This window comes from Psittacicella hinzii, from assembly GCF_003585885.1.
In the GTDB taxonomy this organism is placed as follows: Bacteria; Pseudomonadota; Gammaproteobacteria; order Enterobacterales; family Psittacicellaceae; genus Psittacicella.
Genome location: NZ_NRHC01000025.1, coordinates 37,880 through 52,326 on the forward strand (window position 1 = coordinate 37,880; position 14,447 = coordinate 52,326).

General features: G+C 33.4%; 10 protein-coding genes. 5 read left to right on the plus strand and 5 right to left on the minus strand.

Annotation, left to right across the window (positions count from 1 at the left end; genetic code table 11):
• Window position 1: 1 nt before the first annotated feature.
• Window positions 2-1,612, plus strand: a complete 1,611-nt coding sequence (gene aceF / locus CKF54_RS02205) for a pyruvate dehydrogenase complex dihydrolipoyllysine-residue acetyltransferase (RefSeq protein ID WP_119524653.1) — start codon at window positions 2-4, stop codon at window positions 1,610-1,612.
• 15 nt (window positions 1,613-1,627) lie between these two features.
• Complete coding sequence (gene lpdA / locus CKF54_RS02210; RefSeq protein WP_119524654.1) at window positions 1,628-3,049, plus strand: dihydrolipoyl dehydrogenase; 1,422 nt, start codon at window positions 1,628-1,630, stop codon at window positions 3,047-3,049.
• A 95-nt stretch (window positions 3,050-3,144) separates the two neighbouring features.
• Here the strand turns inward: lpdA and CKF54_RS02215 are convergent, their stop codons facing one another.
• The 5 genes from CKF54_RS02215 to fabB all read right to left on the minus strand — a co-directional run bounded on the left by CKF54_RS02215 (window position 3,145) and on the right by fabB (window position 8,465).
• Window positions 3,145-4,062 carry a hypothetical protein gene (locus CKF54_RS02215; RefSeq protein ID WP_119524655.1) on the minus strand — a complete coding sequence of 306 codons (918 nt, stop codon included), beginning with the start codon at window positions 4,060-4,062 and terminating at the stop codon, window positions 3,145-3,147.
• Window positions 4,055-4,834: a hypothetical protein gene (locus CKF54_RS02220; RefSeq protein WP_119524656.1), complete on the minus strand. Its 780-nt coding sequence runs from the start codon at window positions 4,832-4,834 to the stop codon at window positions 4,055-4,057. Before CKF54_RS02220 ends, CKF54_RS02215 begins: the two co-directional genes overlap by 8 nt.
• 1 nt (window position 4,835) lies before the next feature.
• Window positions 4,836-5,675, minus strand: coding sequence for a 16S rRNA (cytidine(1402)-2'-O)-methyltransferase (gene rsmI, locus CKF54_RS02225; protein ID WP_119524657.1), 840 nt, complete (start codon window positions 5,673-5,675; stop codon window positions 4,836-4,838).
• A gap of 58 nt (window positions 5,676-5,733) precedes the next feature.
• Entirely contained in the window at window positions 5,734-7,164 is a 1,431-nt protein-coding gene (locus CKF54_RS02230; protein ID WP_119524658.1) for a nicotinate phosphoribosyltransferase, read from the minus strand.
• Between the two features lie 77 nt (window positions 7,165-7,241).
• Window positions 7,242-8,465, minus strand: a complete 1,224-nt coding sequence (gene fabB / locus CKF54_RS02235) for a beta-ketoacyl-ACP synthase I (RefSeq protein ID WP_119524659.1) — start codon at window positions 8,463-8,465, stop codon at window positions 7,242-7,244.
• 211 nt (window positions 8,466-8,676) lie between these two features.
• Between fabB and CKF54_RS02240 the strand changes: the two genes are divergently transcribed.
• The 3 genes from CKF54_RS02240 (at window position 8,677) to fbaA (ending at window position 14,318) form a co-directional block, all read left to right on the plus strand.
• A complete protein-coding gene (locus tag CKF54_RS02240; protein WP_222987475.1) occupies window positions 8,677-11,691 on the plus strand; it encodes an MnmC family methyltransferase in 3,015 nt (1,004 codons plus the stop codon).
• Window positions 11,692-12,044: 353 nt separating this feature from the next.
• Complete coding sequence (locus CKF54_RS02245; RefSeq protein WP_119524661.1) at window positions 12,045-13,214, plus strand: phosphoglycerate kinase; 1,170 nt, start codon at window positions 12,045-12,047, stop codon at window positions 13,212-13,214.
• Between the two features lie 24 nt (window positions 13,215-13,238).
• Window positions 13,239-14,318 (plus strand): class II fructose-bisphosphate aldolase, encoded by a 1,080-nt coding sequence (gene fbaA / locus CKF54_RS02250; RefSeq protein ID WP_119524662.1) that lies wholly within the window; start codon window positions 13,239-13,241, stop codon window positions 14,316-14,318.
• Window positions 14,319-14,447 lie beyond the last annotated feature (129 nt).

Consider the following 14,447-nt stretch of genomic DNA (forward strand, 5'->3'; position numbering starts at 1 on the left):
AATGGCTAAACAAGTTCAAATGCCTGATATTGGTACTGATGAGGTGAATTTAGTTTCATTATCAATTAAGGTTGGTGATGTAATTAAAGCTGATCAAGAAATCGCAACAGTTGAAGGTGATAAAGCTTCTATGGATATCCCTGCTCCAGAAGCTGGTAAAGTTACTGAAGTTTTTGTAAAAGTAGGTGATAAAGTTTCTACAGGTGTTCCTTTCTATGCTGTAGAATCTGCTGAAGCTTCTACAGAAGCTCCAAAAGAAGAACCAGCAGCTCAAGAAGCTGCTCCAGTAGCACCAGCTGCTTCTGCTTCAGCTGTAGAAGTAATCAACTTACCAGATATTGGTAATGATGAAGTTAACGTAGTTGCTATTAAAGTTAAAGTTGGTGACGAAGTTAAAGAAGATCAAGAATTATTAACTGTTGAAGGTGATAAGGCTTCTATGGATGTTCCTTCTCCTAAAGCAGGTAAAGTTGTTGAAATTTTAGTTAAAGAAGGTGATAAAGTTAAGACTGGTGTTCCTGCATTTAAATTTGAAGTTGCAGGCTCTGCTCCAGTTGCAGCTCCAGCACCTAAAGCAGAAGCTTCTGTTGCTCCAGCGGCTCCTGCAACACCAGCTCCAGCTGCAGCTCTAGCTTCAGGCAATGCTGTTAAAGGTTTACCACAAGAGAAAGTAGAAGCTTCAGCAAAATTTGCTCATGCTTCTCCTTTAGTGCGTCGCCACGCTCGTGAGTACGGTGTTAACTTAGATCAAGTTAAAGCAACTGGTCCTAAAGGTAGAGTTTTACCTGAAGACGTAATTGCATACATTAAATCAGCAGTTGAAGCTGTACAAACTGGTAAAGTATCAAGCTCTACATCTGTAGGTGGCTTAAACTTATTACCATGGCCTAAAGTAGACTTCTCTAAATTTGGTGAAGTTGAAGTTAAAGAGATGGGTCGTATTCCTAAGATCTCAGGTCAAAACTTACACCGTAACTGGGTAATGATTCCACACGTAACAGCATTTGATTGGGCTGATATTACGGATTTAGAAGATTTCCGTAAACAACAAAATGCAATTGCTGCTAAACGTAAATTAGATGTGAAAATTACTCCGTTAGTTTTCATTATGAAAGCTGTTGCAAGAGCATTAGCTAAATATCCTAAATTTAACTCAAGCTTATCAGCTGATGCAGCTGAAATGACTTTCAAAAAATACATCAATATCGGTATTGCTGTAGACACTCCAAATGGTTTAGTTGTACCAGTAATTCGTGATGTAGACCAAAAAGGCATTATTGAGTTAAGTCAAGAATTAGCTGAAATCAGTCAAAAAGCACGTGGTGGTAAATTAACTGGTGCAGATATGTCTGGTGGTTGCTTCACAATTTCATCTTTAGGTGGTATCGGTACTTCTGGTTTCACTCCAATCGTAAATGCTCCTGAAGTTGCAATTTTAGGTGTTTCTCGTTCAGAAACTCGTGCTGTATGGAATGGTTCTTCATTTGTTCCTCGCTTAATGTTACCTCTATGCCTATCATTTGACCACCGTGCAATTGATGGTGCTGATGGTGCTCGTTTCATCACTGCTGTAAACGAAGCTTTAAGTGACTTACGCACATTAATTATGTAATTGATAGAGGAAACAATGTCAAACGAAATTTCAACACAAGTAGTAGTTATTGGTGCAGGTCCTGCAGGTTATTCAGCTGCATTCCGTGCTGCTGATTTAGGCAAAAAAGTAGTTTTAGTAGAAAAACATAGCACTTTAGGTGGTGTTTGTCTAAATGTAGGTTGTATTCCTTCTAAAGCTTTACTACACGTATCTAAAGTTATGAATGAAGCTAAAACTTTAGCTTCTCATGGTGTTACGTTTGTTGATCCAAAAATCGACATCAATGGTATTCGTAAATATAAAGAAGGTGTAATCTCTAAATTAACAACAGGTTTAGCTGGTATGGCTAAAGCTCGTAAAGTTGAAGTTGTTAGAGGTTGGGCTCAATTTAAAGATAAGAATACTTTAACTGTAGCGTTACCTGAAGGTGATGAAGCTGTTGTTAAGTTTGAACACGCTATTATTGCAAGTGGTTCAACTCCAGTTACATTACCATTCATTCCACATGAAGATCCACGTGTTTGGGATTCAACAGATGCACTAAAACTAGAAACTGTACCTACCAGATTACTAGTTGTTGGTGGTGGTATTATCGGTATGGAAATGGCAACAGTTTACTCAACTTTAGGTTCTAAAGTTACTGTTGTAGAGCCAGCTCCACACGTAATTCCTCCAGCAGACGCTGAATTAGTAAAAGTACTAACTAACGCATTAAAAGATAAAATTGAATTCCGTGTAAATACAGGTGTTAAAGCTGTTGAAGCTAAAGATGACGCTGTGTATGTAACTATGGAAGGTGAAGTTAATGCTACTGAAGGTTACGATGCTATTTTAGTATCAGTAGGTCGTCGTCCTAATGGTAAAACATTAAACGCTGAAGCTGCTGGTGTTAAGGTTTCTGATCGTGGCTTTATTGAAGTTGACAAACAAATGCGTACAAACGTAGAAAATATTTTTGCGATTGGTGACGTTGTTGGTCAACCTATGTTAGCTCACAAAGGTGTACATGAAGGTCACGTAGCTGCAGAAGTTATCTGTGGTCAAAAACACTATTTCGACCCTCGTGTAATCCCATCTATTGCTTATACTGAACCTGAAATTGCTTGGGTAGGTAAAACAGAGAAAGAGCTTAAAGAAGCTGGCGTTAACTATGAAGCAGCTGTATTCCCATGGGCAGCTTCAGGTCGTGCAATTGCTTCAGATGCAGCTAATGGTTTAACTAAACTATTATTTGACAAAGATACTAACCTAATTTTAGGTGCTGGTATTGTTGGTACAAATGCTGGTGAACTATTAGGTGAAGTTTGCTTAGCTATTGAAATGGGTGCTGATGCTGAAGATGTGGCTTTAACTATCCACGCTCACCCAACACTACATGAATCAATTGGTTTAGCAGCTGAAATCTATACTGGTGCAATCACTGATTTACCAAATAAAAAAGCAGTTAAAAAATAATAAGTTATAAGTGCTTTAAATAAATAATAAATTTTTGTATTCGAACGTTAAAAGCCTACCTGCGCATGCAGGTAGGCTTTTAAAATATTATAAATTTAATTTCTAGATTTTTGGTAGTTGTAAATCATTATAAATACAACAATTAAGTATAGTTTTGCTAAGAAACCACTAATATAGCTAAAGACTAGAGTGTTAATGAATGACATTACACTTGGAATATTTAGTAAGCTTCCAATGGTATCGCTTAGTGCAATAACAGCAATCATTAAAGTTGGCGTTAAAACCAGCATGAAGATCACAAATACAAAGGTATTGAATAAATCTCCACCTCTTTTCATGAAAAGATTTTTTAAATCAATTAGGTAATCAGTGAAAGTATATTGATTGTAAACTACTAGAATAGTGATGCTTAAAGTTAAAACAATACTTACTACTCTGAAAAAGATAAATAGAATTGCTACTACACCCTCTCCTAAATTGAATAGTAATATATTTAATAATGCTTCAAGTAAAAGGAGAATTATACTGAACTGAAAGCATCGCCAAATAGCTAACAAGGTTAACTTAAGCATTGGTTTAGAAAAAATTACAGGTAAAAATCCCTGAATAAGATCTTTAAGTTTAATGTTAGATCTTAAATCTTTCAATTCTAAGATGCTATTTATCTCTGGATTATTTCTTTCAACTACTTCAACAATAGATTTTACTATTAAAGCTATTACTGCAATCAAAAATAGTTCGACAAATGTGCTTACTATTAACCATGAAGCATTTAGGATATTTAAGCGATCGATAATAGCTAAGGCAGAAAGATCATCTGTGCTTGAAGTACTTAAACTAAGCTGTAACGATGGAAATATAGTTTGAATAAAGTTTTCAAAAAAGTAAGTTACAGTAATTCCTAGTAAAAAGATACAAGTTAGAATTCTAAAATTATGGCCAAAGAATCTTAAACCAAAGAAAATAATATTAGGTTTTGGTGACTCTAATTGTGGAATAAACTTATCACTCATAATCTTTTGTATTTATTAAAGAGTTGTATTTATCTTGAAATAGAACTTGCAGGTTAAGCATATAGATACCAGTCATAACAGGCAAGCTTAAGGTGAGAGTTATGAATGCGTAATCATAATCTTTAATAAGAGCAAAAACTCCTAAGCTGTAAATAAATAAAATTAGTGCGCTAATGATGTAGCTAAAAATAATACAAAAGCAATTATAGCCAATAAAAATTAAAAAATTGCGATATGTCTTATTTAAAGACCCATAAACTAATTTATTTATCATAAAACCAGCAATTGGGTAACAAACTACTGCAAATAAGAAAATAAAAATGTTTCTAGTATAAAAAAATAAGTTATAGTTATCACCAAATAAACCAAAAGCATATGGAATATCATCTAACATAACTATACATATACCAATCCATAGTATGAGTAGTGGTTTCCCTAAAAAATAGATTTTTTTTAATGCTTCCCAGATAGCTATATTAAATAGTCTTCCTTTTGATTTTACTTGCATAGGGTCATTGCATAATTGCTCGTATCTGCAAGTCACAAAAATTCCTAAGGTAACAGAAAGTGCAATAATAAAACTAACAGCTATCGATTTGAGGATAAAGTCATTTAAGTACTCAGATATGAAACGTTCGTAGTTCAAAATCGAGCCAATAATTAAAAACAAAGCAGAGAAAGCTGTTATCTGCCAATTCTTAACCATTCTCATTAGACTAGATAGTCCTGAAAAAAGTAATATCTGAGCTGTATTATTTTCAACGTTTTTCATATTACTTATTCTCAACTATATAATTATAAACTTCATCTTTATCTAGTGAGAAGCTTGAAGAGACTATTTTTGTTACTTTCTTAGGAGGAAGTTCTTGCATTAGTTCTTTAATTAAACTCTTAACTTCTTCGGTTAAGTTAATACTTTTTGTTGAACGATTACCCTCAATAATTAGCACAAATTCACCTTTTTGGTGATTATTATTTGCACGTAAGTACTCTAAAATCTTAGCGGAATCATCAGTAACAATAGTTTCAAATTGTTTAGTCAATTCACGAGCCAAACATAATCGTCTTTGCTCTCCAAGTATCTCAATTAAGTCACAAACACTTTCCTCGATACGATGAGTAGACTCGTAAAATATTGCTGTTGAAGTTAAAGATTTTATCTCTGCAAATTTGTCTTTTCTCTGTTTACTTTTAGCTGGTAGAAACCCATAAAAGGTGAAAGAATCGGAAGGTAATCCTGAAGCAGAAAGAGCTGAAATAAATGCACAACATCCAGGTACAGGGCTAACTCGAATATTATTTTCGTGACAAGCTTTAGTTAGAACATAGCCAGGATCTGAAATTAAAGGAGTTCCTGCATCAGAAACGAGAGCAATATTTTTACCTGAAAGTAATTGATTAATAATTTGCTCAGTAACTTCTTTTTCATTATGATCGTGGTAAGCTGACAAAGGTTTGTTAATACCTAAGAGGTTAAATAATGTAGAACTATGTCTTGTGTCTTCACATAGAATAGAATCTACAGTTTTTAATGTTTCAACAGCTCGAGGTGAAAGATCTTGCACATTGCCAATAGGTGTAGCAACTATATAAAGAGTACCATGGTTTTCCATAATTTTCCTATGATAAAAAGAGAAGACAAATGTAGAAACATTTGCCTTCTTTATGCAATTACTTATTGAAATACTCTACATTGTGATGTAAATAGCTATTAGCTTTTTCACGTACAGTGTCAAAAGAAACTTCTTTAACAAGTTTTCCGTTGTAGAAGATTACCTCTAGCATATCTTTATTATCTTGATAAGCTGGATCGTCTTTACGTACTGTTTTAATTTCACCATCAACTTCAACTAGTTTTAATCTACCTTTTTTAGAGGTTTTAGTAATATCAGTCACAGGTTGTTTAAAGGCATCAAACCATGTGCCATCAATTTTAACCGCTGAAGCTTTCATTGCAAAACGGCAAGTATCTCTATTTACTTTTTGTTGTAACTCTGCACCCATACCAAAAGCTAAATTCTCAATTGAGAATTTATTTTCTTCTAATACTTTACAAATTTTTAGGATAGAGTCAGTATTTACTCCATCACCTTGAATCAAGCGAATGTATGGAGGTAATACTTTATAACCTTTACTATTCACTGTGCAACCAAAAATTTGCGTAAGTTGATCGATGGTTTTTAAAACGATAGTTGCAGGATCTCCTGAATCAGGACGAACAACTAAAGTCCCATTAGAGTTTTTAATTTTCTCAACAATATCTGGGCGAGCAATAAATTGAGTTATAGCATGGTCTAGGTCATAAGAGTCTAAGACCATAGAAACGATACCACCATTTAGTAAATTTCTATCGATAATACTTTCATATGCTTCAAACTCACGTTCTCTTCCCCATGAAGTAATGGTAGAGTGCTCAGCTGCTGGAATTGAAAATCCAATCATACCAGCGTCATAATATTTTTGCCCTTCAAGAATTGAAAGAATACTATCGGTGCCTTTAAAGTTTACAAGATGAGCTAGACCACCAATTTCACAAGTTTCTGTTGAAGAAGCACCGCGAGCCCCAAAGTCATGTAATTTGAATTCTAATTGCGCTAGTAATTCTTCTTCAGGAAGATCAGAGGTTTTTCTAAGATAGTGATATAAATTTTGTTTATTTTTAAAACTTAAGGTTGCAACCGTGGTTGGATACCAAACTGCACGTAACAAAGAAGTCTCAATATAACTAGTTAACCAGTAACAATTTGGATCTGTGTTGGTTACTTGTACTAAAGGATTACTAGCAGGAACTAAGGTTCCCTCTGGTACAGCTTCTATTTGTATAGGAAGATATCCATCATAATTTTCTAAGATATATACCCATCCTTCACGATTAAAAGGCAAACCATGAGAAGTTAAAAAATTCTCTGCTTCATTAATTTGTTCTAGAGTAATAGGTTTTGATAGATATTTTTTTAAATATCTTTGTAGACCGAAAAATATTGTATGTGAATATTTTCCACCTCTTGATTCAATATAACTAGATATATTCTCAGTTTTTGGTGGGTACTGTTTAAAGTGCGAAGCCTTATAAGAATCTATATCAAGAATTAAATTGTACATATAGAGATCCTTTTACTCTTTTTTAATTAATAAAATTAACGCAGGCAGTGGAAGAGCTGCCTGCTAATTGTAATAGATTAACGCGCAAAACGTTTAAATACTAAGCTAGCGTTTGTACCACCAAAGCCAAAGCTGTTAGACATAACAACATTAACTGGTTTATTAAGGTTTGAAGTTAAAACTTTAACACCTGCAGGTACATTTTCATCAAGTTGCTCAATATTTGCTGAAGCAACTAAGAAATCATTGTTCATCATTAGTAATGTATAGATAGCTTCATGAGCACCAGCTGCCCCTAAACTGTGTCCAGTTAGAGACTTAGTTGAAGAAACGTATGGACTGTTATCACCAAATACTTCTTTAACAGCTTGTAACTCTTTAATATCACCTGCTGGAGTTGAAGTACCGTGTGCATTAATATATTCAACTGCTTCATCAACATTTAGTAATGCTTGTCTCATGCAACGAGCAGCACCTTCACCAGATGGAGCTACCATGTCATAACCATCAGAAGTTGCACCGTAACCAACAATTTCCGCGTAGATTGGAGCACCACGCTTTAATGCGTGTTCTAGTTCTTCGATAACTAGAATAGCACCACCACCAGAAATAACAAAACCATCACGGTTTTGGTCATAAGCACGTGAAGCTTTTTCAGGAGTATCGTTATATTTGCTTGATAATGCTCCCATGGCGTCAAACATTGATGAAAGTTCCCAAGATAGTTCTTCACCACCACCTGCAAAAACTACATCCTGTTTTCCTAATTGAATTAATTCGTATGCATTACCAATACAGTGAGCTGAAGTAGAGCATGCTGAAGAAATAGAATAGTTTACACCTTTAATTTTAAAGAAAGTAGATAAACAAGCTGAAACCCCAGAGCTCATTGTTTTAGTCACAGCGTAAGGACCAATTGATTTAACACCTCTAGCAGATTGTGAAGCATTAAATGCCTGTACCTGTGCAAGTGGAGATCCACCACCTGAACCAACGATTAAACCCGTTCTTTCGCTTGAAATAACATCTTCGGTTAATTTAGAATCAGCAATAGCTTGTTGCATCGCAACATATGCGTATTGACTTGATTCAGACATAAATCTAAGAGCTTTTCTTTCTATTAAATCACTTGCATTGAAGTTTTTGATATTACCTGCAACACGGCTTCTCATTCCAACTTCAGCAAACTCAGGCATGTATACAAAACCTGATTTACCTTCTTTTAAGCTATTTAAAACTTCATCTTTATTATTTCCAATACTTGAAATAATACCGATACCAGTTACAACCGCTCTTCTCATTATAAAATTTCCCTATAACTTTTTAATAAGTAAATCATCTAACAGGTAAATTATAACATGTTTACCTTAATTTCTCATTGAAGTCCTATAAGTTGCAATCATGCTGATAATAAATTATTATGTTAGGCAGCAGTATTTAGATAATTCTACTCTCACTTCCATAAGTTTATAGATGATAAACCATATATTTAGTAGCTTTTCTATCGAGAAATTGGATAAAGCAAATATCTCAATAGAAGACGATAAACTTTTTAGTACAGAATACCAAGATATCTATTATCAAAATGACTTTCCAATTGAAGAAAGTACTTATACATATCTTTGGAAAAGTAACTTAATACAAACGATTTCTCAAAAAATATTTTCAAATGTTCAAGAAAGTGCTCCAAGTTTTAATGGAGTTTTAAAAAGTCTTGAGATAGGTTTTGGCTCTGGTTTAAATATGCAAGTTACTTTAGCTGGAATTACAGCTTTCCGTAAGTTGCAAGAGCATCTTACAAAGTTAGATAGTGAACATATTTATGCACAAGCCCTTGATATAACCTTAACATCTGAAAGGGTAAAATCCCAAGTAGAGAGAATATTTAGATCACCTAAATTTGAAGTTTTCTACCAACATAATACTAGATTTAGTCAGTTTTTGAAAACAAATTTTAATTATACCAATTCTCTCAAGAGATTAAATAATTACTTTAAGCTAGATATTAAAAGTCTATCTAAATCATTATTTACTGATAAATATATAAATTCTTTTGTAGAAGAGCTAGCCCCTTGGTATGGTGATTTTTTCATAAATAGAATAATAGAAGATATAAATGTTCTAGTAAAAAGTGAGGTTTTTAAAAGCAATTTAGCAGATTTAATTAGTGCGGTAAAACAGAAATTTATTTACCAATATGTGTCCATTGAAAAATACCCAATAGATGTTAATTCTCTTGAGATTCTTCATAAGAAGTTTTTCATTCGCGATTTAAGTGAAGATTGCTTAACTTTTTACTTTTTGAGTTTGTACTCATTATTAAAAGAAGCTCTAACTAGAAATGTCTCTTTTCCAACTATAGAAAAAGATGATCCAGCTCTCAATAGTTATTTAAATTCTCAAGAGTTTAATGATAAATTTCACACAACTCAAACAATTAAAGATATTAAGCAACTGCGACAAAAGATTTTAAGTAACATACAGTCATTAGATTCCTTTTACCTTAACCTATGTCAGTCAGCTTTTGTTATAGAGTTGACCTGCAGTATCTTAGAGGAACTAATTCAAGACTTAGAAGAAGTTAAAGCTGAAATTCTCTGTAAGCTTAATAAAGTAGCTGATAGGTTAATTGATAAATCAGATATATCTGAAAGTTCAAGTTTTGTCATTACCTCGGGACAAGACTTGGTAAATATTTATTATGACAGCGTTGAAAAGGTATTTGCAGAATACGCTCTATCTTTAGGGCAAAGTAGTTTTGATTTAATACTCTTAGACGGCTTTGATCCTGCTAAAAATAGAGATCTATGGAATAGCAATTTATATGCTGGTTTGGGGTTTTTTGCAAAAGATCAAGCTCATTTAACTACTTTTACGGCATCAAATTTAGTTAAACGTGGTTTAACTGCTGTTGGCTTTCAGACCTACAAGGCAAGTGGCTTTAATAAAGGTACTATTATTCAAGCTAAGTTTTCAAGAAAAGAAATGTTGTTAGATTTTTTAAATGATTTCTACACAGCTTGGGATTTTCCAAAAAGGAAAGCTTTAGATAGCCTCGCTTATGATTTTAGCCTAGAGCAAGCTAACAGCTTTTTAGCGGAAAAATTTCCTTATTACAATGGGAAGTTTAAAAATAGTTTTATTGGTCGAGTTAATCAATCATTGGTTAACAAACTATATCAAATTAAAACCAATACTTACTTGCCTGCTAAAGTTTTCCCTTATAGAAAAGTTTCAGATGAAAAAATTAACAGTTTGGTTAATGGTAGGGGTAAATGTGAAGTATTAGGTTCAGGAATATCGGGGATCAGTACTATAAACTATTTAAAAGACTTACAAATTGATTTCATTCTTACTGATAGTTTTAGTAAGAATAAAGGATCAATTAATCCGATTGGCTTAGTTTACCCTCAGTTAGTCGATGACTCTTCTGAATTAAATAATTTGCACATTAGAGCTTTTCTCTACAATAAAGCTGTCTTTGCTGAATTAGGTGATGTTGCTAAACCTAGTGAAATTCTCCTGAAGAAAAAATCAAAGGTCATTCCAAATTACGATTGGCAATTTGTTGATAATTTAAGTAATAAATTTTATAAAATTCAAGGATATAAATTCTACGTAAATCGATTTATTCATCAGTATCAGCAGCTGAATAAACTTATTTTACAATATGATTTACATATGCAAGACAAAGCAAATTATCAAGCTGTGAAAGAAAATATATTAGTGAGGTATTTTTGCACAGGTGCTGGTATTAAAGAAGAGTTACAGTTAGATCAAATAGGTTTTAGTTCTGGGAAAGTAAGTTACATCATTTTGGAGGATTTGCGTAAAGTACTAGAGAAATTCTTTACTGAAGTGGATCTTAAGCAAAGTGTAATTGCTAATTTAACTAAAATAGAATCTTATTGCGGAAAAGGTTACTACACTTTTGGGGAAGTTATCTTGGAAAATGAAATAAGTCCTAGAATGCCAAATAATGATATTAGAAGTAAAAAAGAGGTAGTTTTATTCGGCGCAACTCATCATAATGGAAAATTAGCAACAGAGATTGGCGACAAGATAAGTGACAATTTAGTAAATATACAAAATTTTGTTTCAGATTTAACAGAGGTATTTAATTTAAACTTAGAAGATAGCGCAAAGAAACAATTGGAATCTGAACTCTTAAATAAAATTAATAGTTACCAAGAGGATACTATATTTGGGACAAGAGTTAATATTCGTGATAGATATCCTATTCTTGGGCAAAAATATGATCTTGTTCAGTATAATCAGGTACTAAGCTCATTTAAACACCATAAGTACACAAGTGAATTTAAGCACGAGGAAGTTAAATTTGACATAATTCCTGACAACTTTTACTTAGGTGGTTTAGGTTCTAGAGGTTTAAACTTAGCCCCTTTACTAGCAATAAATTTAATAAATGCTTCTTTAGGTTTAAGTTTATCTCTTCCGGATCATATTGTCGAAAAGAGTAATGCTTATAGAATCCACCTGCCTAATTTATTGAAAGGAAATAAATAACTGTAGTATCCACAACTATATTTAACTGTGAAAAAGTTAAAAGGTTAACATTTTTTAACATAATCTTTTATTTATTAGGTGGATGATTGTTGAGGATTATATTATTGTTTTTTAATGGCTTTCTTTACTAAACTTAATTGTGTAGTTAAGCCGTATAAACTCACGCCGTTATATTTGCTTGTGAATAAAAACCTATTTAAATACTAGGTTATTAATAAATCTACCTTTACTTAATTTATTAATTTTCAAGCAAAAAGCTAAAAGAGTTTTATAAATAAAATAACTGTATAGTTAAAATACCTAATAGCGTGTTATAATACAGTCGGTTTGAATATATTACAGGAGAGAACCACATGTCTGTAAAACAATTAAAAGATTTAGACATTAATAATAAAGTTTTATTTATTCGTGCTGACTTAAATGTACCGGTTAAAGACGGTGTAGTTACTTCAGATGCACGTATTGTTGCTACTCTTCCAACAATCAAATATGCTTTAGACAATAAAGCTAAAGTTTTAATTACTTCACACTTAGGTCGTCCTACTGAAGGCGAATATGATGAAAAATATAGTTTACAACCTGTTGTTGACTATTTAGCAAAAGCTTTACCAGGCGTTAAAGTTCGTTTAGAAAAAGATTATGTTGGTAAAGATAAAGTTGAAGTAGCTGAAAACGAAGTTGTTGTTCTTGAAAACGTACGTTTCAACGTAGGTGAGAAAAAAGACAATGATGAGCTAGGTCAAGCATACGCGAAATTATGTGATGTATTCGTAATGGATGCATTTGGTACAGCTCACCGTGCTCAAGCTTCAACTCACGCAGTTGCAAAATATGCTAAAGAAGCTGTTGCTGGTCCATTACTAAGCGCAGAATTAGAAGCTTTAGGTAAAGCTCTTAAAGATCCTAAACGTCCACTAGTAGCAATCGTTGGTGGTTCTAAAGTATCTACGAAATTAACTGTTTTAGATAACTTATCTAAAGTAGCTGATCAAATTATCGTAGGTGGTGGTATCGCGAATACTTTCTTAAAAGCTGCTGGAAATGAAGTAGGTACTTCATTATGTGAAGATGATTTACTTCCTGAAGCTAAACGTTTAGCAACTCAAGTAAGCATTCCTTTACCAGTAGATGTACGTGTTGGTAAAAAGTTTGATGAAAATGAACCAGCAGTAGAAAAAGATGTTAAAGACATCGCGAGCGATGAAATGATTTTTGATATCGGTGATCGCTCATCTGCTGAATTAGCAGAAATTATTAAAAACGCTGGTACAATCTTATGGAATGGTCCTGTAGGTGTTTTCGAATTTGAAGCATTCCGTAAAGGTACTAAAGATTTAGCTGAAGCAATTGCAGAATCTAACGCATTCTCTGTTGCAGGTGGTGGTGATACTTTAGCTGCTATCGATTTATTTGGCTTAAAAGATAAAATCTCTTACATTTCTACAGGTGGCGGTGCATTCTTAGAATTCGTTGAAGGTAAAGTATTACCTGCAGTTGCTATCTTAGAAGAACGTAATAAATAATCTCATACATTGGAGAAAATTAAAATGACTAAAGTTTTAGACGTTATTAAACCAGGTGTTGTAACTGGTGATGATTTACAAAAATTATTCCAAATCTGTCACGAGCACAACTTTGCATTACCAGCTGTTAACTGTGTTGGTTCTGACTCAGTAAACGCAGTAATGGAAGCAGCGGCAAAATTCCGCTCTCCTGTAATTGTTCAATTCTCTAATGGTGGTGCACAATTTATTGCTGGTAAAGGTTTAGATGCAGACGCATTATACAAATCAGCTTTAGGTTCAATTGTTGGTGCTCAACAAGTTCACTTATTAGCTGAAAAATACGGTGTTCCAGTAGTATTACATACTGACCACTGTGCGAAAAAATTATTACCATGGATTGATCACTTACTAGATGCAGGTGAAGAGTTCTACAAACAACACGGTAAACCACTATTCTCTTCTCACATGATTGACCTTTCTGAAGAAACTTTAGAAGAAAACATTGAGATTTGTAAACAATACCTAGCTCGTATGGATAAACTAGGTATGACTTTAGAAATGGAATTAGGTATCACTGGTGGTGAAGAAGATGGTGTAGATAACTCTGATCGTGATCCTTCAGAATTATATTCTAAACCTGAAGAAATCGACTACGTATACACTGAGTTATCTAAAGTATCTCACCGTTTCACTATTGCTGCTGCATTTGGTAACGTTCACGGTGTTTATAAACCAGGTAACGTTAAATTAACTCCAAAAATCTTATTAAACGGTCAAAAATACGTTCAAGAGAAACACAACACTGTAACAGATAAACCTGTATTCTTCGTATTCCACGGTGGTTCAGGTTCAACTAATGAAGAAATTAAAGAAGCAGTTTCTTACGGTGTTGTTAAAATGAACATCGATACTGATACACAATGGGCTACATGGGCTGGTGTATTAGAGTTCTACAAACAAAACGAAGCTTACTTACAAGGTCAATTAGGTAACCCTACTGGTCCTGATGCACCTAACAAAAAATACTACGATCCACGTAACTGGTTACGTCACGCACAAGCTTCAATGGTAGAGCGTATCGGTGAAGCTATGGATAGCTTAAACTCTAAAAATACATTATAATAATCAAAAAATTGATTATCTTTCTATAAATAGTATTCGAACGAAAAATAGGAGAGCTTTAAACAAAGCTCTCCTATTTTTATTAAGGAAGTAAATGTATAGTAATATCAAACCTATTTTCCCGTTTTC

Coding starts and splice junctions, on each gene's coding strand:
- rsmI (WP_119524657.1), bottom strand. CDS start 5,675: ATGGAAAACCATGGTACTCTTTATATAGTTGCTACACCTATTGGCAAT.
- fbaA (WP_119524662.1), top strand. CDS start 13,239: ATGACTAAAGTTTTAGACGTTATTAAACCAGGTGTTGTAACTGGTGAT.
- lpdA (WP_119524654.1), top strand. CDS start 1,628: ATGTCAAACGAAATTTCAACACAAGTAGTAGTTATTGGTGCAGGTCCT.
- CKF54_RS02230 (WP_119524658.1), bottom strand. CDS start 7,164: ATGTACAATTTAATTCTTGATATAGATTCTTATAAGGCTTCGCACTTT.
- CKF54_RS02245 (WP_119524661.1), top strand. CDS start 12,045: ATGTCTGTAAAACAATTAAAAGATTTAGACATTAATAATAAAGTTTTA.
- CKF54_RS02215 (WP_119524655.1), bottom strand. CDS start 4,062: ATGAGTGATAAGTTTATTCCACAATTAGAGTCACCAAAACCTAATATT.
- aceF (WP_119524653.1), top strand. CDS start 2: ATGGCTAAACAAGTTCAAATGCCTGATATTGGTACTGATGAGGTGAAT.
- CKF54_RS02220 (WP_119524656.1), bottom strand. CDS start 4,834: ATGAAAAACGTTGAAAATAATACAGCTCAGATATTACTTTTTTCAGGA.
- fabB (WP_119524659.1), bottom strand. CDS start 8,465: ATGAGAAGAGCGGTTGTAACTGGTATCGGTATTATTTCAAGTATTGGA.